The organism is Streptomyces sp. NPDC049585 (assembly GCF_040675615.1).
Lineage (GTDB): Bacteria > Actinomycetota > Actinomycetes > Streptomycetales > Streptomycetaceae > Streptomyces > Streptomyces luteosporeus.
On sequence record NZ_JBFAPE010000050.1, the window covers coordinates 13,657 to 33,091 of the forward strand.

Consider the following 19,435-nt stretch of genomic DNA (forward strand, 5'->3'; position numbering starts at 1 on the left):
CATGACGACCTCACAACCGCTGAGCGCCGTGTCGAAGACGGCACTGGCCGTGGCCCGGGTGCGCGCCCACGAAAGCGCTGCCGGGAACTCCCTGTTCACGGATCCGTACGCCGCGGCCTTCGTGGCCGCCTCCGACGAACCGATACGCCCGCAACACCGCCCCGGCCCGCTGGCGACCGCCCTGATGCGCCAGACGGTTCTGCGGACCCGCTTCTACGACGACCGGCTCGTCGACTCCGGCTGCGACCAGGTGGTGGTGCTGGCGGCGGGGCTGGACACCCGCGCCTACCGGCTGCCCTGGCCCGCCGGGGTCCGCCTGTACGAGGTCGACCTGCCGCCGGTGTTCGCGTTCAAGGACCGGGTGCTCGCCGCTCAAGGCGCCGCACCGCGCTGCGAGCGCACCGCCGTGCCCGCGGACCTGCTGAACCCCGACTGGGCCGACCGGCTGGTCGGCGCCGGCTTCGATCCCGCCCGGCCGACCGCCTGGCTGATCGAGGGCCTGCTGGTGTACCTCACCGCCGAGGAGGCGGCCACGCTGCTGACGACCGTCGGCGAGCTGTCCGCCCCTGCCAGCCGGCTGGCCCTGGAGCGGGGGCGCAGCGGCAGGACCGTCGTCGACGACCCGTCCGTCGCGCACATCACCTCCCTGTGGAAGGGCGGCCTGGGCGCCGGCACCGCCGGCTGGCTCGCCGGCCACGGTTGGTCCACCGAGGAGCACCCGCTCGACGCGGTCGCGGCCCACTACGGGCGCCCCATGGCCAACCCGTCCGACACCGGCTTCATCACGGCCCTGCGGGCCGCGCCCTAGGGTGCCTCCGCCCGCCCCGACCCGGGCGCGGGGCAGTGCCGATTGGCGGCTGCCGCCGCGTGGGCCCGACACGCCACGACGCGCCCGCGGACGGGGCGCTGCACCATCCCCCCGAAGCGCCCTGGCCGGCCCCTGGCCGGAGCCCGGGCGTCAGGGTCGTACGGCCATCAGCAGATCGACGACATAGGTCTCCTCCACCACCTCGGTGGGGAACGCTTCACGCAGCCTCCGGCGCTCCGCAGCGGCGAAGGCACGGTTGGCCGCCTCGTCGAGGACGAGGAACGCCGAGCGGCTGGTGATGTTGGCGAGGTGCACGTCCAGGGGAACCGACCGGCTCCAGCGCACCTGCCGGCGTACCACCGGCAGGCCCGACAGGCCCGCGAGCCGGACGGCTTCCGCGTCGTCGGGCAGCGTCCCCGGACGCGGGGGCACTGTGCAGTGGTGGGCGATGCGCTCGTGCTGCGCACGGATCCACGGCACGTCGAACGCGGTGGTGTTCCACCACAGGGCGAGCACACCGCCCGGGCGCAGGACCCGCAGCGCCTCGGGAACGGAGCGTTCGACGTCCGTCCACTGCCAGGACTGCGCGTACGTCAGCAGGTCGTGGGAGGAGGAGGCGAGGGGCAGGGCGTTGCCGTCGCCCCGGACGACGGGCACCTCCGGCAGCGCCTGCCGGCACCGGGCGGCCATCGGCCTGCCGGGTTCGACGGCGACGACGTCGGCGCCCCGCTCGTGCAGGAGGCGGGTGGCGATTCCGGTCCCGGCGCCGACGTCGGCGACGCGGGCGCCGGCCAGCGGGCGGTCCATGGCCTCCTCGACGCGGTCCAGGACGTCCGGCGGGTACGAGGGCCGGCTCGCCGCGTACTGGGCGGCGGCCGCGTCGAAGGCGCGGGCGCGGGGGGCTGCGGTCACGGCGTCCTCAGCGTCCTTCGGGTGCGTCGGGGCCGAGGAGGTCGGCGATGCGCAGCAGGGCGGGCAGGGCGGCCCGGATGGCCGCGCGGTCCTCGTCGGGCAGGGCCTGCAGGGCGCTGCTCAGGCGCTGTTCGTGGGCGGCGTTCCAGGCGGCGAGCTGGTGGCGGCCGGTGTCGGTGAGGGTGACGGCGGAGGCGCGGCGGTCCTTGGGGTCGGTGGCGCGGGCCACCAGACCGGTGTTGATCATCTGGGTGACGAGGCCGCTGACAGTGCTGAAGGCCAGGCGCTGACGGGTGGCGAGGTCGCCGACGCGGGCGGGCGAGTGTTCGGCGAGGGCCTGCAGCAGTTCGACCTGGGCCATGGGCAGGCTCTCCCACGGGTAGTCGGTGCGGATGGAGGCGCGCAGGGAGCGCCGCAGGCGGGTGACCGCTTCGGTCAGCTGCCGGGCATCCGGTTCACCGGAGCCTGCCGGTGCGTCATGGGCCTGTCCGGGCCGGGGCTGCGGCGACATGGCCGCCACTGTAACCGGCGGCTTTCACGCCGCTCGCCTCCCCTGGCGGGGAAGGGTCCGGGTGGGCGGCGTCCGCACGGTGGTGGCGAGCGCGAGCGCCGCGGATGCCAGAAGGACGAGGACGGGGCCGTGCGGCGTACGGGCGCCGGTGCCCGGAAGGTGGAGGGCCAGGGTGACCAGGGCGACGCCGAGGGCGGAGCCGGTGGCGCGGGCCATGTTGACGAGCCCGCCGCCCGTACCCGAGCAACGGGCGGGCACGGCCCCCATGATGACGGCGTTGTTGGCGGGCAGGAAGACACCGAGGCCGAGGCCGAGCAGTACCAGGGCCGGGGGGAGCGTCGCCGCGGTGAAGGGCAGGACGTACAGGGCCGCCAGGGCCGCGAGGACCAGGACGGCGCCCAGCAGGCAGCGCGCCCGGGGGCTCCACCTGCGCGGCAGTGCCCTGTCGGCGGTGGCGGCGGCTGTCGCGAAACCGGCCGGCAGCCACACCAGCACCAGCCCGGCGCCCAGGGCGTCGGTGCCGTGGGCGGTCAGGACGAAGGGGACGAGCACCATGGGGCCGAAGAGGACCAGGTAGCCGCACAGGGCCCCGGCGAGGCCGGCGCGGACGGGCCGGGGCCGCAGCAGCTCCGGCGGGAGCAGGGGGTGCGGCGCTGCGCGCTGGCGCCGGACGAACCCGGCGCCCGCACCGGCCGCGACCAGGAGTGCGGCGGCCGCCGGCCAGGGCAGAGCGGGGGCCGACGAGAGGGCGGACAGTGCGAGCAGGGTGCAGGTCGTGGCGACGGCGAGCAGGGCCGTGCCGTGCAGGTCGAAGCCGGGCGCGTGCTGCCGCTGCCGCGTACGGGGCAGCAGGAAGTGGCCCGCGACCACGGCAACCAGCCCGACGGGGACGTTCAGGGCGAAGATCCACCGCCAGCCCAGGGTGGTGACCAGCGCTCCCCCGGCGAGCGGGCCGAGCGCGAGCCCGAGGGCCTGAGCGGTGGCCTGGACGCCGAGGGCGGCCCGCAGCCGGCCCGACGGCGCGCTCGTCGAGACCAGGGCCACGCTGTTGGCCTGCATCAGGGCCGCGCCCGCGGCCTGCACGACGCGCAGGGTGATCAGTACGGGCAGGGTGGGGGCGAGGGCGCAGCCGGCGGAAGCGGCGGTGAAGACGACGAACCCGTACAGGTACAGCAGTTTGCGCCCGTGGGCGTCGGAGAGTCGGCCGGCGGGCAGGAGCAGGGCGACGAGGGTGAGCAGATAGGCGAGGGAGACCCAGGTGACGGCGGTGAGGGAGGCCCCGAAGCCGGTCCGCAGGTCCGCGTAGGTCAGGCTGACGATGCCGGCGTCCAGCTGGCCCATGAAGGCCCCGAAACAGACGGTGGCCACGGCCAGCCGCCAGGCCGCCGGGTGGGCGCGTATGCGTTCCGGTCGCGGCCGTTCGCGTATCAGGGCTCCGGGGAGACGGACGGTTCTTGCTGCACGCACGTCGCTGGGCATGGTCTCTCCTGTCCGCAGGCCCCTCCCTTCCAGAATATATCGGTCACCGAAATACTTGGTGACCGATGCAATGAGAATCGAACAGAAAACCGGCCCGGTGGGTCGATGCGTTACCGTGTCAGGGCTCTGACCCACCGCCGCACAGCGACGCGGAGAACATGTCTGCCCTTGCACGCCCCTGCCCGGCCCCTTCCGCAGGTGCCGGGCCCGCCGTCTGCCGGCCGCGTCCGGCCCGTCGTGCGCGAGCGGCGGCCCTGGCGGTGGCGGGAACGGCCGTTCTGCTGGCCGGGTGCACGCAGACCGGGACGCCGCGCAGCGCCGGGCACACCCCTCCCGTCTCCGGACCGGCGCGGCTGTGGCCCGACCGGCCGCCGGCGCCGCCGCCCTCGCCGGCCCCGGGCGGGGACAACACGCCGATGCCCCTGCCCGCCCTGGCCCGGGTGCCGTCGGGGGACATCCGGAAGGTGCCAGTGCTCTCCGTCGTCCGGGCGCAGATCGCCGCCGATGCCCGGCGCGGTGCGCCGGCCTTCGAGCAGGGCACCGAGAACAAAATCGCCGCCTGTGCCGCCCAGCCGCAGTCGTGCCCGGTGCGGGCGCCGGAGTACCACGACCTGACCGGTGACGGGAAGCCCGAGCTGATCGTCGGCGTCGAAGGCACGGAACACGTGGTGGCCGTCTGGGTCTACACACTCAAGGACGGCGTGGTGCACCGGATCCTGGACGCCGCCGGGACGCCACGGTCGTTCGAGGTGACCGGCGGCAAGCTCATCATGCGGGAACCCACGGAGACACCCACCTACGAGATCCGCTCCGTCTACGGGTGGGACGGACAGGTCATGGTGCTGCAGTCCACGGAGTACGAGTGGCGTGCCGCCCAGGCCCCCTCCGCTCCCCCGGGGCGTACCTCGTGAGCGCGCGTCGGCCGCGCCTGCGCGGACGGGTGCGGCGGCTGCCCGCCTGGACGGCGACGCTCTACTGGAAGGCCGCCGTCTTCATCACCGCGATGTGCTGCCTGCTCGCCGTCATGGTCGGCGTGCTGGTGCACGTCCTGGTGGACCGCCAGACCCAGAACCGGGCACGCGGCGCGGCCCTGGCGGAACTGGACCGCACCGTGGCCGCGTACGTCGCGGGTCAACCCCTCGGCCGCAACGCCGCGGTGGACCCGCCCGACCTGCCCGCGCCCCTGCGCGAGATGGCCGTGCAGCGACAGGAACGCGGAACCCAGCTCGCCGACCACCGGGGCCGTCCGGCCATGTGGGCCGTCACGCCCGTCACCGGCGGCAAGGCGCTGGCGGTCCATCTGGACTACAGCGAGCAGGCGGCCGCCCTGCGCGGCCTGGACCGGGCCATCACCGGCTCCGCCGGCGCCGCCGTCGTCGTCACCCTGGTGGCCGGACTGGTCTCCGTCTCCCGCATCACCCGCCGGCTGCACCACACCGCCCAGGTGGCCCGGCGCATCAGCACCGGCGACCTCGACGCCCGCGTGAACGACCCGCGCGCCGAGCGCCCCGGCCGGGCCCAGGACGAGGCCGCCGCGGTGGCGGCGGCACTCGACGCGATGGCCGCCAGCCTGCAGGCGCGGCTGCACAGCGAACAGCGCTTCACCGCCGACGTCGCCCACGAACTGCGCACACCGCTGGCCGGACTGCACGCCGCGGCGGGACTGCTGCCGCCCGGCCGCCCGACCGACATGGTGCGCGACCGTGTCGGCGCCCTGGTGCGGCTGACCGAGGACCTGCTGGAGATCTCCCGGCTCGACGCACAGGTGGAGCGGGCCGACCTCGACGTCCACCGGCTGGGCCTGCTGGCCGAGCGCGCGGTGCGGGCCACGGGTACGGCGACCGAGGTCCGCGTCGTACGGGACGCCCGGGTGGAGACGGACCGGCGCCGCCTGGAGCGGGTGCTGGGCAACCTCGTCGCCAACGCGCACAAGCACGGCCGGCCGCCCGTCGTGGTCACCGTCGACGGCCGCCTCATCACCGTCCGGGACCACGGCGACGGCTACCCGGCCTATCTCCTGCAGCAGGGCCCGCAACGATTCCGCAGCCAGTCGGGCGGCGCGGCGGGCGGCCGCCGGACCGGGCACGGCCTGGGCCTGACGATCGCCACCGGCCAGGCCCACGTCCTGGGCGCCACGATCCGCTTCACCAACGCCCCCGACGGCGGAGCCGTCACCGAACTGCGCCTGCCGCCCGGGGCGGGGACGGGCGGCCAGGGAGCGGATGCGGCCGTTGCATGCGATCGCCGTGAGGGACTCGAGGGACTCAAGGAACGTGAGGAACTTGAGGAACTTGAGGGACGTTCCCTGCGGCCCTGAGCAGCTGTCACCCCGATGGCTCATTGCGCCGGTTGGTTCCGCACCGGCGAGTGGAACCCATGGCATGGCGTGGCCCGCCGCGGGCAGACGCGTCGGCACACGAGCGAAGGGACATCGCATGAGCCACGGCGGAAACGTCATCGAGGAGCTGACCACCGACCATCGCGAGGTGGAATCCCTCTTCCAGCGGATCCAGTCGCTGCCCGCGGAGGACCCGCAGCGGCGGTCCCTGGCGGACCAGCTCACCATCGAGCTGGTGCGGCACTCGGTCGCCGAGGAGGAGTACCTGTACCCGGCCGTGCGCGCGCACGTGGACGACGGGGCCGCGCTGGCGGAGAAGGAGATCTCCGACCACGCCCGGGTGGAGCGGCTGTTGAAGGACCTGGAGAGCGCGCGTCCCGGCGAGCACGCCTTCGAGGCCACGCTGGAGCAGCTGCGGGAAGAGGTGCTGCAACACGTGGCGGACGAGGAGAGCCGCCTGTTCACCCTGCTGCAGCAGGCCTGCTCCGCCGAGCAGCTCGACAAGCTCGGCGACAAGATCCGCAGGGCCAAGAAGACGGCACCGACCCGGCCCCACCCGTCCGCCCCCGACAGGCCTCCGGCCAACAAGCTCCTCGCGCCCGGTGCGGGCCTGGTCGACCGCGCCCGCGACCTGATCAGCGGCCGCGGCCGCTGAGGGGCTTCCCGGACCAGCGCCGCTGCGGCGGCGCTGGTCCTGATGTTCACTCATTCATAGGTGGCAGCAACCCGGTACAGGGCCGGGTTGGCCGACACCTTCACGTTCGGGTCGTCCTCCAGGGCGCGCATCCGGGCCTGGAACTCCGGGTTGGCCATGGCCGCCTCCCACGCCTCGTGACTGTCCCAGTGAGCGACGTTGACCAGCTGGAAGCGTGCCTGTGAGGTCACGGCCCGGTGCAGCCGTGAATCGCGGAATCCAGGCGCAGTACTCATGATGCGCGCACGCTCACGCCATTGAGCGATGAACATCTCGACCTGCTCGGCAGGCACCTCGATGACATTGATGAACGTGACCGACGTGTCATCGGTCGGTTTGCTGTCGTGACTCATGGAGCGCATGCTCCTACCTCAACCGCACTCGAGGTCAAGTGTGCAGGGCCGAACCGCCGCCGTGGACTATTTGGCACGTATCTTGCGACCCTTCGGCGGCTCGCATTCCTTGGCGGCGGCAATGAAGGGCTTGAGCGCCTCATGGAGCTTGTTCAGCGAGTCGGGCCCGAGCTCGATCTGGTAATACTGGACAGACGGGATCAATCTGGTTTCCAATTCGCCGCCTCCGTCCTCGTCATTCTTCGCGGCCCCGACCCGCACTTCCATACCCGGGACGGCGAACGTGTGCAGATGGACGTCCCCGGTCACGGTCGGATCGAGATCGTCGTAGGATTCGACCTTCACCCATGTCTCCTGGGTGATGGACTCGCCTCCCACCGTCAATGTTCTGCCTCCCTTCCGCACACCCGGCTCACCTTGCCGTGATTCGTCTACTTCTATAAACCTGGTGCCCATCAGCGCCCCTTCTCAAGAACGAGCAAATCCTAGCCGGTGCCGGGGAGTTGCCCTTCCATCGGAAGGCGGCGGGAGATCTGCTGTTCCTGGGCATCGAGAGCCTGGGCAATGCGGCGTTCGACATGCCGGCACCGCAGGACGTGCCGGCACCGCAGGAGGAATCTCAGCCGTTGGCCGGTGCCGGGGGGCTCCCCTTCGGCAGGCCGCCCCTCGTCCCCGCGACCATGGCGCCGCCGATGGACTGCCCCGCCGATCCCGCCGTCTGTCCGATGAACCGCTGGACGCCGGAGACCGTCTGCTCCAGGGACCCGCCGGCCCGGTCGACGGCGGGCAGTGTCCGCCCGAGCTCGTCGCCCCCGGCCGGGGCCCCGCCCGCGGCATGGGCGACGGCGCCCGGGCCGGTGACGCCTGCGCTCAGCGCGGCCGCGGTCAGGACAGTTGCCGTGAGGACGCGTCGCATCCGGACTCCTTCAGCCGATTCCGGCAAGAGGGGCGTTTGTGGCAACAACGAGCCGGAGGAGCTTCCGGACACGTCACCAGTTCGCCGAACCGACCTCCCTCATGCCCCTTTCAGGTGATTGCCGCCGATTGTCGTGATGGGGTGATTTTCCGTCGCTACGGTGATCGGGCCAAGGGGGGCCGGGGTCGGGGGTGGGCATGGAGCTGGGGTACTGGCTCGGGCGGGGAGTCGAAGCCTTCCAGGAGTGGGCGCGAACGTACGGCGAGTTCGCGGCGCACGGCGCGATGGCGGTCGACGACGCGGCCTGTGAGGTGGCGTTCGAGGAGCTGACCGCCCGGCTGCGCGGCAGCTACCCCTTCTTCCACCCCTGTTACGCAGGGCAGATGCTCAAACCCCCGCACCCGGTGGCGGTCGCCGGCTATGCCGCCGCCATGCTGGTCAACTCCAACAACCATGCGCTGGACGGTGGTCCGGCGACCTCCGTCATGGAGGAGGAGGTGGTGGAGCAGCTCGCAAGGATGGTCGGGTTCGCGGCCCACCTGGGGCACCTGACCAGCAGCGGCACCCAGGCGAACCTGGAAGCCCTGTTCGTCGCCCGGGAGAGCCGTCCCGGCACGGGGGTGGCCGTCAGTGCCGAGGCGCACTACACGCACGCCCGGATGTGCCATCTGCTGGGCGTCCCCGTGTGCACGGTGCCGGTGGACGATCGCGGGCGCATGGACATGGTCGCGCTGGAGCGGCTGCTGTCCACCGGGGCCGCCGGCACGGTCGTCGCCACCACGGGCACGACGGCCCTGGGTGCCGTCGATCCCCTGCACCGCATCGTTGTGCTGGCGCGCCGGTACGGGGTGCGTGTCCATGCGGATGCCGCTTACGGCGGCTTCTTCCGGCTGCTGGCCGACGCAGAAGGCGACGGGAGGCGGGCGCTCCTCGCACCGGAGAGCGGGAACGCTCTGCGGGCGATGGCGCAGTGCGATTCGGTGGCGATCGATCCGCACAAGCACGGTCTGCAGCCGTACGGCTGTGGGGCGGTGCTGTTCGGCGACCCGGACGTCGCCCGGTTCTTCCGGCACGACTCGCCCTACACCTATTTCACGTCGCGCCGGCCCCATCTGGGGGAGATCGGCCTCGAGTGCTCCCGCTCCGGTGCGGCCGCCGCCGCTCTGTGGCTGACGCTGAAGCTGCTGCCGCTCACCCCGGAGGGGCTCGGGGCGGTGCTCGCCGCCGGGCGACGGGCCGCCGTCCGCTGGGCCGAGCTGATCGGCGCCTCCGCGTACCTGGATCCGTACCAGCCTCCCGAACTCGACATCGTGACGTACTACCCGGCTGCTCCGGGGGGTTCGCCGCCGCGCCTGTCCCGTGTCGGCGTGGCGAGCAAGGAGGTGATGCACCGGGGGATGAACGCCAAGGAGGACCCCGTCTTCCTCAGCGTCGCCCGTGTCACCGCCGGCGCGTTCACCGCCCGCCGCGCCAATGCCGTCGCGGACGGCGACACCACCCACGTATTGCGCAGCGTGCTGATGAAACCGGAGAGCGAGCTGTATCTGGAGCGCCTGCACCAGCGGGTGGAGCAGCTGGCCAAGGCGTCGTGGCCGGCTCCTCGCAGGCGTGGCCGATGAACAGCGACATGCCGCCGGTCCCGCTGCCCCTGGCCACCGACTCGCGCATCCCCCTCCGGGAGCGGGCGGCCACGACCGCCGATTACGACCGCTACTTCCACATCGCACGCCACGCGCCGGACCTGACGTCCTGGACGTGCGGCGTGCTCCGGCTCCAGACAGCCGTCCTCGCCGACCTTCCGCGCACCGGCCTGGACGACTCCCAGCGTGCCGCGGTCCTGACCGGCCTGCTGCACGCCTCCCACGCCACACTGGCCGCGTGGCTGCACGGCGAGCCCGCCGCCGACCGGCCCGGCGACGACGGCCCGGGCGACGCACTGCGCCGCTGGAAACTCGGCCACCAGCTCTTCCATCTCCTGCTGACCACCATGAACAGCACCCTCGACGACACCCTGGCCGCAGTGGGCACGGCACGGTGGGCGTCCGTCCGGCACGGCCTGGAGCGGTTGCGGACGCTGTACGACGCGGCCACCGCCGCCATGGCCTACGCCTCGGACTTCCCCGCCTCCGTCTACGCGCACGAGGTCCGGCCCACGATGGAGCCGCCGCTCGCCGCACCGGGATTCTCCGGAACGCTCAATCGGGAGCACCGCGTCATGACCGAGCGGGCGCACGCCCTCAGGACCGCGCTCGCACACGCGGCGGCGCCGGCGCCCCTCCTCGCCGGGATCCGTCACGAGGAGAGTCTGCTGCGGGCGGCACAGCGACGGAACCGGCACGCGCACGCGGCGATCTGTGAGCGCTGCGTGCCGGACGGCGCCTCGCTCCTGGCGCGGCACACCACCCGGGAGACGGAGCGGCCGTGCGACAGGTGAGTGAGCACGTGAGCCCTGCCCCGCGGGCCGTGGGGGACATCGAGGGCATCGACGCACGGACCGGTCTGCGGCTCCTGGCCGACCTGGTCGACGAGGTCGTGTGGCTCGACCACTGCCCCGCCGTGAGCGCCTCGTTCCAGCCGGCGCCCGCCTGGCTCCGGCACGAACCGGTCTCCGCCTGGCAGCCCTTGCCGACGCCCCCGCCCGACCGGCCGCCGTGCCCGCCCGATCCGCGCCGTGTCTGCGTGTCCTTCGCTCCCGAGCACGGGGACAACGCCCGCACCTGGGCCCGCATGCACGGCTACCGGCTGCTGGCCCCGGACGCCGGCGTCACGGCATGGGCCGCCGACAAGATCAGTGCCACCCGGCTGTTCGCCGAGGCCGGGGTTGCCGTCCCGCCGTTCCTGGTGATTCCCGCAACAGGCCGCGAGCCCGCGCAGGCCTACTGGAGCGGCCGGTGGCAGCGGGCCGTGGCGCAGCGGGCGGCGAACAACCTCCTCGGCCGCGGGACCGTCCTCGTCGACGGGCCGTCGGACCTGCGGGCCTGCCTGGAGGCCTGGCCGGACGAGCCCGTCAAGCTCAGCCGCTTCGCTGCCGGGATCTCCCTGACCGTCACCGCGTGCGCCGGACCGGACCGGACCGTCGTCTCGGCGGTCTCCCACCAGCTCGTCGGGCTGCCCGAGCTGGGCGCCTGCTGGGGCGCGCACTGCGGCAACCAGCTCGTCGGTCCGGACGACCTGCCCGAGGGGTTGTACGAGCAGGCCCGAGCGGCCGCGTACCAGGTGGGCGAGGTCCTGCGGGGACGTGGTTTCCGCGGTGTCCTCGGCCTGGACCTGGTGGAGGACGGCGGCCGGCTGCGGGCCGTCGAGGTCAATCCGCGCTTCCAGACCGTCGTGTCCCTGGTCCAGGCCGCCGAGGGCGCGGCGGGCCTTCTGCCGTCCATGGGCCTGCACGTCCTGTCCTTCCTCCTCGACGCCCTGCCCCCTGCGGCGGCCGGACGGTTGCCGGCCGACCTCCGCCCCAGCCAGCTCGTGGTGCACGCCCGCACGGACGCCGTGGTGCGCCGCCCGCCTCCGACGGGGCGCTACCGCAGGCACGGTGGCGCGGTGACGGGACCGCTGCACGGGCCGCCCGTGGTGTCCCGGCTGGCCGACGACGAGGCCCTGTGGTGGGCCGTCGCCCGCTCGGGGCCGGTCACCGCGGGCCAGGAGCTGGCCCTCGTCCAGTTCCCGCGGCCGGTCGCGGAGCTGCGGCCCCGCCCGCACCTGCGGCCCGGAGCCTCGGCCTGGATCGCGGCCCTCGCCCGGGGCGCGCAGGAGGACGACGGGAACGCCGAGGCGGAGCCTGCCCCACTGCCCCCGCTGCGGCTGGACGAGCGGCGGATGCGCGAAGCAGGACGCCACGCCGTCGAACTGGTCATCGACCGGATGACCACCCCCGGCTCCCGGCCACCCTGCCACGCCCCCTCGCCCGACGCTCTGCGGGCCCGCCTCGACGAGCCCCTCCCCGAGCACGGCACCCACGACCTGCCCGGCCTCCTCGACCACGTCACCGAGCGGGCACTCGCCGAGGCGACCCGGCTGGACCACCCGCGCTGCTTCGCCTTCGTGCCCTCCACCGGCAACTTCCCGGCCGTGCTCGCCGACGCCCTGGCCTCCGCGTACCTCTCCGTCCCCGGCGCCTGGCTCGTCGGAGCGGGCCCCACCCGGATCGAACTGACCACCCTGCGCTGGTTGAAGACCTTCCTGGGCCTCCCGGACGCCCACGGCGGCCTGTTCGTCAGCGGCGGGTCCACGGCCAACCTGACCTGTCTGGCCGTCGCCCGCGACCACCGGCTCGACGGCCGGCCGCAGCCCGACGCCCGGCTGTACTGCTCCTCCCAGGCCCACCCTTCCGTCGCGCAGGCGGCGCACCTTGTGGGCCTCACCCGCGAACAGCTCACCGTTCTGCCCCCGGACGACGACCTGCGCCTGGACGCCGACGCCCTGGCGGAGCGCATCGGCCGCGACCGGCGCGCGGGGCTGCGTCCCTTCGCCGTCGTCGCCACGCTGGGCACGACCGGCACCGGGGCCGTCGACCCGCTCGACCGCGTGGCCGATGTGTGCGAGGAGGAAGATCTGTGGCTGCATGTCGACGGCGCCCACGGCGCGGCCGTCGCCGGCACCGTGCGCGGCCACCCTCTGCGGGGCGCCCTCGGCCGGGCCGATTCCCTCACCGTCGACCCGCACAAATGGCTGTTCCAGCCCTACGAGATCGGGTGTGTCCTGCTACGGCGCCCCGAACTACTCCCGGAGACCTTCGGTGTGGCGCGCCACGCCCTGGACCAGGGGTACCTGCGCCCGGCCCATCCGGCCGCCCCGGCATGCGAGGAGGTCAACCTCTCCGACTACGGCCCGCAGCAGAGCCGCGGTCTGCGCGCCCTGAAGTTGTGGCTCTCCCTGAAGACCTTCGGCGCCGCAGCCTTCCGTCGGGCCATCGAGCAGGGGGCGGACCTCGCCGAGTACGCCGCCGGACTCGTCGGGGCCCACCCCGAGCTGGAGCTGGTCACGCCGCCGAGCCTCGCCATCCTCACCTTCCGCTACCGGCCCCGGGGCGCGTCCGCGACCTGGGACGCCGACGCGGCGCAGGCGCACATCAGCCGGAGGGTGTGCGCCGAGGGCGGAGCCGTTCTCCTCACCACCACGGTGCGAGGAGCCACCGTGCTGCGCATGTGCACCATCAACCCCACCAGCACCCGTGACGACGCCGCGTACGTACTGGACCTGGTCGTCCGCTACGGCCGCGAGACCTGACCCGACGGACGAACGGCCACCCGGTCAGACAATCACCAGCGCCGACGGCCCGGTGATCAGGTCCACCCCGCCCTTCGACGCGCACTTCAGCGGATCGAGCGTGGCCTGGAGCCCCGGCGAGGCCACCGTCCGTCCCGTGAACTTCCCCTTCGTCACCCGGCCCACGACCAGGACGACCGCCTGCCCGGCCACCTGCTGGACGTTCCCCATGCGGTACACGACCGTCGTCCGCTCCCCGGTGTTCCAGGTGATTCGTTCGACAGTGGTCGCATCGGAGAAGAAGCAGCCGTTCCGTCCGCCACCGCTGATCGAGGACGTCGCCGACCGCAGCGCCGGGTCCGTGGAGACACAGCTGTACGCCCCGCTGCCGCCGATCCGGGTGCGTTGCGCCGCCAGCGACAGACCGGGCGAGAACGAGATGGTGTTGCTCCCCGTGCAGCTCACGGCAGCGCGCGAGGCGTGCGCCGACGCGTCGGGTGCCGCGTGCACCAGCGCGGCCAGCGCCGCCGCCACCACGCACCCGAGCCTCCGGCCCCAGGACAACGCTCCGCCCATGTCCGCCCACCCCTCCCGCAATGCCACCGTGTACCGACGGCAGCATCCTTGCGTTCCGGCCCCCAGCGCGTCCGGCGCACGACGCGGAAGCCGGTGACGAGCAGCAGCACGGTGGCCCGGAGCGGCGCGGGGAGCCCACCGGCACGCCCCGGCGACCGCCTCAGACGGACGCGGTGGCGCTCGCCCGGGTGATGAGCCGGTCCAGGAGCGAGAGCAGGCAGCCGCGGACGTCCTCCCGGGAGCGGGCGTCGAGCAGGAGGACAGGGGTCTGCGGGTCCCTCAGGTGCAGGGCGGCCCTGATCTCCTCGGCGGTGTACGGCTGCTCGCCGTTGAAGCAGTTCGCGCCGACGACGAACGGCAGCCCGCGGTTCTCGAAGAAGTCGATGGCGGGGAAGCTGCGATCCAGTCTGCGGGTGTCGACCAGGACGATCGCGCCGAGCGCCCCGTGCAGCAGGTCGTCCCACATGAACCAGAAGCGTTCCTGGCCCGGTGTGCCGAAGAGGTACAGGACCACTCCGGCGTCGGTGAGGGTGATGCGGCCGAAGTCCATGGCGACCGTGGTCGCCGTCTTGCTCTCGATGCCGTCGAGGTCGTCGACCCCGACGCCCGCGGACGTCAGCCGCTCCTCGGTACGCAGCGGATCGATCTCGGAGATCGCCTCGACCAGAGTCGTCTTGCCGACACCGAAGCCGCCGGCTATGAGGATCTTGACGGGGGACGCTTCCGGTGCGGCGGTGCCGGCGGTGTCAGAGGCGGGCAAGGTTGTCCTTGATCTTCATGAGCAGGTGGACATTGGAGGTCTCGGAGGCGTCCAGCGGCGGCCGGTGGCGGATCAGACCCCGCTCCAGCAGCTCGCCGAGCAGGACCACCATGGGAGTCAGACGCATCCCCATCCGGGCGGCGACTTCGGCGACCGCCCGTCCGGTCGGCGGCGCGCACATGGTGAGGATCTCCTGCCACTCCGTGGGCAGGCTTCCCTGACCGTGACCGTGGTCGGTGTCGGCGGCTGCTGTGATCACCGTGTCCATCGTCAGGCCATGGTGGGATGCGGCGGTACGCCCGTCGGTGAGGGCGTACAGCCGCGTCCGGCGGCGCCGTCCGGGCGGGGGCTCGGTCGTCACGACGTGGGCGCTTGAGAGCGTTCGGGGGTGCCCAGCCACTCGCCGAGCGCCTGCGCGGCCCGGACCGTCTCGCCTCCCAGCTCTCCGAGCCGTGCCTTGCGGGAGGCCACCACGATCAGCGTGCTGCCCGATCCGCACCCGACGATGCACAGGTACCGGTCGTCCATCTCGACGAGTTGGCGGATCACTCCGCCGCCGTCGATCTCGCGTGAGATGGCCTTCATGGTGGAGGCGATGCCGGAGGCCGCCGCGGCCAGCCGTTCGGCCTGGTCCCGCTCCAGCATGTAGGCGCTGAGCTTGATCCCGTCGTTGGCGAGGAGCACGGCTCCCCGGATCCCCGCGATCCTGCTCAGGTTGTTGTCCAGGATGCTGTAGATCGCATCGTTCTGTGTCGTCGTCATGGCTGGTCCTGTCGGAGCTCGAGTTCCACTTGCCTGGTGCTGTCTTCGTAGTCCGCCCAGGCGTCGGCCACCTCTTCGGGCGTGGCGGCGTCCCGGCCGACCGGCTCGGCCGCACGTGGCTCGCGGAGCCGCTGGGCGATGTGGGTCTGCGGGACGCGTTCGGGGAGAGCCGGCCGGTCGGGGGCCTCCCCCGAGGCGCCGGGGGCAGGGGCGGGGGCGGGGGCGGGGGCGGGGGTGTTCGCCGGAGCACCGGTCCGCTGCCGCACGACGAGCTTCGGCAGCCGCTCCGCGGCGGGCCGCGCCACGGGCGCGGGCTCCTTCGCCGGCTCGGGCAGCACGGTGCCCTGCCGGGCCTCCGGCACGAGGTGCTCGCTCGGCACGATCACCACGGCGGACGTTCCGCCGAACGCCGACCGGCGCAGCGTGACCGTCGCCCCGAGCTGGTCGGCGAGATGGCCGACCACGAAGAGGCCGAGCCGGTGCGCGTTGCGGGCCAGCACGGAGTACGGCGGGGCCGAGTGCAGCCGGTCGTTCATCTCCTGGTACCGCTCGGCGCTCACCCGCGGGCCGCGGTCCTCGATCTCGATGCACAGCCCGTCGCCGACCAGCTCGGCCCGGATGGCGACCCGCGCCGTCGGCGGGGAGAAGCGCGTGGCGTTGTCCAGCAGCTCCGCCAGGAGGTGGCTGAGCTGGCTGATCACGCCGGCCTCCACACTCGTCTCGTCCATGGCGTGCCGGTCGATGCGCCGGAAGTCCTCGACCTCGGCGGCCGCCTCCCGCAGCAGGTCGGCGATGCGCATGGGCTCCATGTGCGGGTCGGAGATCTCGCCGCCCGCCAGGATGAGCAGGTTCTCGATCTGCCTGCGCATGCCGACCGTGAGCTGATCGGATCTCATGAGCTCGGCGAGGAGCGCCTCGTTCTGGCCGAAGGTGTCCTGGATGTGCTCGGTGAGGGCGAGCTGCCGGCTGACCAGGTTCCCGGTCCGTGCGGCGATCCCGGAGGCGAACACGCTGAAGCCCTGCCGTTCGTCGGCGAGCTTGCGGTGTCCCTCGACGGAGACGGCGACGGCGTGGGCGAAGGCATCGCTGATCCGTCCGACCTCGTCCCCTTCCCCCCTCGGCTGCGGCAGCGCGTCGGTGTCGACGTCCTCTCCGCGCTGGAGGCGGTCCACGATGTCCGGGAGGGTCTTCTCGGCGACCGCCACCGTGCGGTTGTGGAGAGAGCGCAGGCGGCGCAGGACCGATCGCGTGGTGAAGGCCACGACGGCGACGACCAGCAGGAGGCCGGCGCCGCTTGCGGCCACCAGCAGGACCACCTGGTCCTCCAGCTGCGCCGCCCGGTCGTCGGCGTGCTCGAGCAGCTCCTGCAGCTCGCTTGCGTCGAGCGTGGTCAACTGGGCGGAAAAGGTGGTGTAGGCGGCCCGCCAGTCCCTGACGTCCGGCGGCAGGACGACGCCGGTTGCGGCGTCCCGGTGGTCGGAGACGATGGCGTTCTCGATGCGGGACTTGGTCTGCCAGGCGTTCGAGGTGAGGATGCGCTGGAGGGCGTCCTGGTCGTCGAGGGGCAGGTCGAGGGTGATCGTGTCGTACAGGTAGCCGCTGGCGCCCACGGCTTCGGCGAATTCACGGAACCTGGTGGGCGTCAGCTTTCCCGAGGGGCCCGCCAGCGCGAGGATGGCATCCTCGCGGGCGACCACCTCCGCTGCCGAGAACAGGGCCGCGAGGGACGTCGCCTCCTGGGTGAGCCCGCCGTCGTCGACGTGGTTGAACTCTCCGAAGCAATGGATCGTTTCGCCGATCACGTCGGTGTAGTACTCGACGGTATCGTCCGGGCTGCCGTGGCGTGCGTCGGCGCGTTCGCGCTGCGCGCCCAGGTCGGCCAAGCGCCGCGCGACGTCGCGCAGGCGGTCCTTGCCCCGGTCGGAATGGAGCTGATCGGGGTCCGACGACTTCAGGAACACGGCCACGGCCCGGTCGGTGTCGGCCCGGCGGTCCCGCAGATCGGCGCCGGGCACGGGCATGCCCGACCACCACGCGGCGGTGGTCGCGCGCTCGGACTGCAATGCGGTCATGAGCCGGTACAGGGGTACACCGATCTGCCGGCCGGCCACCACGTCCTTGCGCAGGTGCCGGGACTCCTGCACCGACCGGTCGGAGCTGATGAGAACCTGGACGCCCATCGCCACGGTGGGCACCACCGCGAGCGAGACGAGCAGGGTACGCAGGCGCACGGCCCGTCGTCGCCTTCTTCGTACCGGCTTGCCCGGGTCTTCGGATCCTGTGGGAGTCATCGGTCCTCGTCAAACACAGCCGGTCACTTCGGAGTGGATGCCGATCATAACCAGCCAATACCCGGAACCGCGGTTGAGGTTGGCGCACAGGGCTGGTAAAGGCGCTCAAGAGAGGTTCATTGCCGGTTGCGGCGATTGTCGACTGTGCCCGGAGATCGGGCGGACGGCCGCACGACAAGGGCGCCGTCTCCGCCGGCAGGCCGGACCGGATGCGTGGCCGGATACGCCCCAAGTGGCAGCTTGGCCGGTTTTAAAGCCGTGGTGTTGCCGGGACGTTAACACGGGGACATGATCACCGTTCGTGTCGATCTGATCACGCATGCAGGAGTCGAGAGGTGCTGCGTCGAACCGCTCTCCGCGCTCCCGCATGCCTTCCCCTTCACCGGACTTCACCGACAAGGGAGTTACGCATTCCCATGGACAAACGTCGCAGATTCCTCGCCTTCACCGCCGTGGGTGCGGTCATGTGCACCGCCGGATTCGCCCCGTCGAGCGGCCAGGCCGCCGGTATCGGCAACGGGGAGAGGAAGGGATCCTATGCCGAAACGCACGGCCTGACGCCGGATGACGTCGAGAACATCAATGCACTGAACGAAAGGGCCCTGACCCTGGGCCGACCCGGCAAGCCTCCGACGGAATTACCTCCGGGCGCCGGCCCGTCCTTGCAGCCTCCCGCCTCCGTCGACGACAGGGAGACTCCTCCCGCCGAGCCGCTCGAGCGGATGCCGGACGCGTACCGCGCCTACGGGGGCAGGGCCACCACGGTCGTCAACAACTACATACGCAAGTGGCAGCAGGCCTACAGCCACCGGGACGGCAAGAAACAGCAGATGACCGAAGCACAGCGAGAAAAGCTGTCCTACGGGTGCGTCGGCGTCACCTGGGTCAATTCAGGACCCTACCCGGCCAACAAACTGGCGTTCGCATCCTTCGACGAGAACAAGTACAGGAACGACCTCAAGAACATCGCCCCCCGGCCCGACGAAACCCGGGCCGAGTTCGAGGGCCGCATCGCCAAGAACAGTTTCGACGAGGAGAAGGGCTTCAAGCGGGCACGCGATGTGGCGGCCATCATGAACAAGGCCCTGGAGGGCGCCCACGACGAGGGGACCTACATCAACAACCTCAGGACGGCGCTCACGAACACCAACGACCCGCTGCGCCACGAGGACAGTCGCTCGAACTTCTACTCGGCGCTGAGGAACACGCCGACCTTCACGGAAAGGGACGGAGGCAACCACGACCCGTCCAGGATGAAGGCGGTGATCTACTCGAAGCACTTCTGGAGCGGGCAGGATCAGCGGGGACCCGCCGACAAGAGAAAGTACGGCGACCCGGAGGCCTTCCGCCCCGACCAGGGCACCGGCCTGGTGGACATGTCGAAGGACAGAAGCATCCCCCGCAGTCCCGCCCGGCCCGGCGAGAGTTGGGTCAATTTCGACTACGGCTGGTTCGGGGCTCAGACAGAAGCGGATGCCGACAAGACCATATGGACCCACGGCAACCACTATCACTCGCCCCACGGCAGCCTGGGCCCCATGCACGTGTACGAGAGCAAGTTCCCGAACTGGTCCGCCGGGTACGCGGACTTCGACCGCGGAACCTACATGATCACGTTCATACCCAGGAGCTGGAACACCGCCCCGGACAAGGTGCAGCAAGGCTGGCCGTGACGGAACCGGGCACGGAAGGATTGTCTCCGCGCGGGACTTCGCGTTCGTGAAGCAGTCCACTAAGACCGTGTCCTATGTGGTGAGGCGGACGAGCCGTTTGTAGCTGCAGATCGCTGCTGCGAGACCGAGAAATGCCAGGTAGTTGCGGGGATCGCGC

19 protein-coding genes are annotated in these 19,435 nt (G+C 72.2%); 8 read left to right on the forward strand and 11 right to left on the reverse strand.

Annotated features, from left to right (window positions below; translation table 11 throughout):
* Nucleotide 1: 1 nt before the first annotated feature.
* Complete coding sequence (locus tag AB0K17_RS29165; RefSeq protein ID WP_365984807.1) at nucleotides 2–808, forward strand: SAM-dependent methyltransferase; 807 nt, start codon at nucleotides 2–4, stop codon at nucleotides 806–808.
* A gap of 150 nt (nucleotides 809–958) precedes the next feature.
* Here AB0K17_RS29165 and AB0K17_RS29170 read toward each other — a convergent pair whose 3' ends face one another.
* From AB0K17_RS29170 to AB0K17_RS29180, 3 genes are read right to left on the reverse strand one after another with little or no spacing between them, the layout of a single operon-like run.
* Nucleotides 959–1,720: a class I SAM-dependent methyltransferase gene (locus AB0K17_RS29170; protein ID WP_365984808.1), complete on the reverse strand. Its 762-nt coding sequence runs from the start codon at nucleotides 1,718–1,720 to the stop codon at nucleotides 959–961.
* A gap of 7 nt (nucleotides 1,721–1,727) precedes the next feature.
* Complete coding sequence (locus AB0K17_RS29175) at nucleotides 1,728–2,231, reverse strand: MarR family winged helix-turn-helix transcriptional regulator (RefSeq protein ID WP_365984809.1); 504 nt, start codon at nucleotides 2,229–2,231, stop codon at nucleotides 1,728–1,730.
* Between the two features lie 24 nt (nucleotides 2,232–2,255).
* Nucleotides 2,256–3,710, reverse strand: coding sequence for an MFS transporter (locus tag AB0K17_RS29180; protein ID WP_365984810.1), 1,455 nt, complete (start codon nucleotides 3,708–3,710; stop codon nucleotides 2,256–2,258).
* Between the two features lie 416 nt (nucleotides 3,711–4,126).
* Between AB0K17_RS29180 and AB0K17_RS29185 the strand changes: the two genes are divergently transcribed.
* The 3 genes from AB0K17_RS29185 (at nucleotide 4,127) to AB0K17_RS29195 (ending at nucleotide 6,703) form a co-directional block, all read left to right on the forward strand.
* Entirely contained in the window at nucleotides 4,127–4,621 is a 495-nt protein-coding gene (locus tag AB0K17_RS29185; protein ID WP_365969667.1) for a hypothetical protein, read from the forward strand.
* Nucleotides 4,618–6,027: a HAMP domain-containing sensor histidine kinase gene (locus AB0K17_RS29190; RefSeq protein ID WP_365984811.1), complete on the forward strand. Its 1,410-nt coding sequence runs from the start codon at nucleotides 4,618–4,620 to the stop codon at nucleotides 6,025–6,027. Before AB0K17_RS29185 ends, AB0K17_RS29190 begins: the two co-directional genes overlap by 4 nt.
* A 118-nt stretch (nucleotides 6,028–6,145) precedes the next feature.
* Nucleotides 6,146–6,703, forward strand: coding sequence for a hemerythrin domain-containing protein (locus tag AB0K17_RS29195; RefSeq protein ID WP_365969670.1), 558 nt, complete (start codon nucleotides 6,146–6,148; stop codon nucleotides 6,701–6,703).
* Nucleotides 6,704–6,753: 50 nt separating this feature from the next.
* Here the strand turns inward: AB0K17_RS29195 and AB0K17_RS29200 are convergent, their stop codons facing one another.
* From AB0K17_RS29200 to AB0K17_RS29210, 3 genes are all read right to left on the reverse strand, one after another.
* Nucleotides 6,754–7,095: an antibiotic biosynthesis monooxygenase family protein gene (locus AB0K17_RS29200; protein ID WP_365969672.1), complete on the reverse strand. Its 342-nt coding sequence runs from the start codon at nucleotides 7,093–7,095 to the stop codon at nucleotides 6,754–6,756.
* A gap of 66 nt (nucleotides 7,096–7,161) precedes the next feature.
* Nucleotides 7,162–7,440 (reverse strand): hypothetical protein, encoded by a 279-nt coding sequence (locus tag AB0K17_RS29205; RefSeq protein ID WP_365969673.1) that lies wholly within the window; start codon nucleotides 7,438–7,440, stop codon nucleotides 7,162–7,164.
* Between the two features lie 274 nt (nucleotides 7,441–7,714).
* Nucleotides 7,715–8,011: a hypothetical protein gene (locus AB0K17_RS29210; RefSeq protein WP_365969674.1), complete on the reverse strand. Its 297-nt coding sequence runs from the start codon at nucleotides 8,009–8,011 to the stop codon at nucleotides 7,715–7,717.
* Nucleotides 8,012–8,208: 197 nt separating this feature from the next.
* Here AB0K17_RS29210 and AB0K17_RS29215 point away from each other — a divergent pair, with 197 nt between their 5' ends.
* The 3 genes from AB0K17_RS29215 to AB0K17_RS29225 are packed head-to-tail and all read left to right on the forward strand — an operon-like array spanning nucleotide 8,209 to nucleotide 13,237.
* Entirely contained in the window at nucleotides 8,209–9,630 is a 1,422-nt protein-coding gene (locus AB0K17_RS29215; protein ID WP_365984812.1) for an aminotransferase class I/II-fold pyridoxal phosphate-dependent enzyme, read from the forward strand.
* On the forward strand, nucleotides 9,627–10,445 hold the full coding sequence (locus AB0K17_RS29220) for a hypothetical protein (RefSeq protein WP_365984813.1): 819 nt from the start codon (nucleotides 9,627–9,629) through the stop codon (nucleotides 10,443–10,445). The genes AB0K17_RS29215 and AB0K17_RS29220 overlap by 4 nt, the downstream gene beginning before the upstream one ends.
* Before the next feature lie 8 nt (nucleotides 10,446–10,453).
* The gene (locus tag AB0K17_RS29225) at nucleotides 10,454–13,237 is read left to right on the forward strand and encodes an aminotransferase class V-fold PLP-dependent enzyme (protein ID WP_365984814.1); all 2,784 of its coding nucleotides are present in this window, start codon (nucleotides 10,454–10,456) and stop codon (nucleotides 13,235–13,237) included.
* Nucleotides 13,238–13,261: 24 nt separating this feature from the next.
* Here the strand turns inward: AB0K17_RS29225 and AB0K17_RS29230 are convergent, their stop codons facing one another.
* The 5 genes from AB0K17_RS29230 to AB0K17_RS29250 all read right to left on the reverse strand — a co-directional run bounded on the left by AB0K17_RS29230 (nucleotide 13,262) and on the right by AB0K17_RS29250 (nucleotide 17,545).
* A complete protein-coding gene (locus AB0K17_RS29230) occupies nucleotides 13,262–13,792 on the reverse strand; it encodes a hypothetical protein (RefSeq protein ID WP_365984815.1) in 531 nt (176 codons plus the stop codon).
* Between the two features lie 160 nt (nucleotides 13,793–13,952).
* Entirely contained in the window at nucleotides 13,953–14,552 is a 600-nt protein-coding gene (locus AB0K17_RS29235; RefSeq protein ID WP_365984816.1) for an ATP/GTP-binding protein, read from the reverse strand.
* Nucleotides 14,539–14,913 carry a DUF742 domain-containing protein gene (locus AB0K17_RS29240; RefSeq protein WP_365984817.1) on the reverse strand — a complete coding sequence of 125 codons (375 nt, stop codon included), beginning with the start codon at nucleotides 14,911–14,913 and terminating at the stop codon, nucleotides 14,539–14,541. The genes AB0K17_RS29235 and AB0K17_RS29240 overlap by 14 nt, the downstream gene beginning before the upstream one ends.
* Nucleotides 14,910–15,314 carry a roadblock/LC7 domain-containing protein gene (locus tag AB0K17_RS29245; RefSeq protein WP_365984818.1) on the reverse strand — a complete coding sequence of 135 codons (405 nt, stop codon included), beginning with the start codon at nucleotides 15,312–15,314 and terminating at the stop codon, nucleotides 14,910–14,912. Before AB0K17_RS29245 ends, AB0K17_RS29240 begins: the two co-directional genes overlap by 4 nt.
* On the reverse strand, nucleotides 15,311–17,545 hold the full coding sequence (locus AB0K17_RS29250) for a sensor histidine kinase (protein ID WP_365984819.1): 2,235 nt from the start codon (nucleotides 17,543–17,545) through the stop codon (nucleotides 15,311–15,313). The genes AB0K17_RS29245 and AB0K17_RS29250 overlap by 4 nt, the downstream gene beginning before the upstream one ends.
* 476 nt (nucleotides 17,546–18,021) lie before the next feature.
* Here AB0K17_RS29250 and AB0K17_RS29255 point away from each other — a divergent pair, with 476 nt between their 5' ends.
* Nucleotides 18,022–19,278, forward strand: coding sequence for a protein-glutamine gamma-glutamyltransferase (locus tag AB0K17_RS29255; RefSeq protein WP_365984820.1), 1,257 nt, complete (start codon nucleotides 18,022–18,024; stop codon nucleotides 19,276–19,278).
* Nucleotides 19,279–19,435 lie beyond the last annotated feature (157 nt).

Excerpts from the sequence above, each read along its gene's own strand:
- AB0K17_RS29180 (WP_365984810.1), bottom strand. The coding sequence starts at position 3,710 with ATGCCCAGCGACGTGCGTGCAGCAAGAACCGTCCGTCTCCCCGGAGCC.
- AB0K17_RS29195 (WP_365969670.1), top strand. The coding sequence starts at position 6,146 with ATGAGCCACGGCGGAAACGTCATCGAGGAGCTGACCACCGACCATCGC.
- AB0K17_RS29210 (WP_365969674.1), bottom strand. The coding sequence starts at position 8,011 with ATGCGACGCGTCCTCACGGCAACTGTCCTGACCGCGGCCGCGCTGAGC.
- AB0K17_RS29215 (WP_365984812.1), top strand. The coding sequence starts at position 8,209 with ATGGAGCTGGGGTACTGGCTCGGGCGGGGAGTCGAAGCCTTCCAGGAG.
- AB0K17_RS29175 (WP_365984809.1), bottom strand. The coding sequence starts at position 2,231 with ATGTCGCCGCAGCCCCGGCCCGGACAGGCCCATGACGCACCGGCAGGC.
- AB0K17_RS29255 (WP_365984820.1), top strand. The coding sequence starts at position 18,022 with ATGGACAAACGTCGCAGATTCCTCGCCTTCACCGCCGTGGGTGCGGTC.
- AB0K17_RS29230 (WP_365984815.1), bottom strand. The coding sequence starts at position 13,792 with ATGGGCGGAGCGTTGTCCTGGGGCCGGAGGCTCGGGTGCGTGGTGGCG.
- AB0K17_RS29245 (WP_365984818.1), bottom strand. The coding sequence starts at position 15,314 with ATGACGACGACACAGAACGATGCGATCTACAGCATCCTGGACAACAAC.
- AB0K17_RS29220 (WP_365984813.1), top strand. The coding sequence starts at position 9,627 with ATGAACAGCGACATGCCGCCGGTCCCGCTGCCCCTGGCCACCGACTCG.
- AB0K17_RS29200 (WP_365969672.1), bottom strand. The coding sequence starts at position 7,095 with ATGAGTCACGACAGCAAACCGACCGATGACACGTCGGTCACGTTCATC.
- AB0K17_RS29165 (WP_365984807.1), top strand. The coding sequence starts at position 2 with ATGACGACCTCACAACCGCTGAGCGCCGTGTCGAAGACGGCACTGGCC.
- AB0K17_RS29185 (WP_365969667.1), top strand. The coding sequence starts at position 4,127 with ATGCCCCTGCCCGCCCTGGCCCGGGTGCCGTCGGGGGACATCCGGAAG.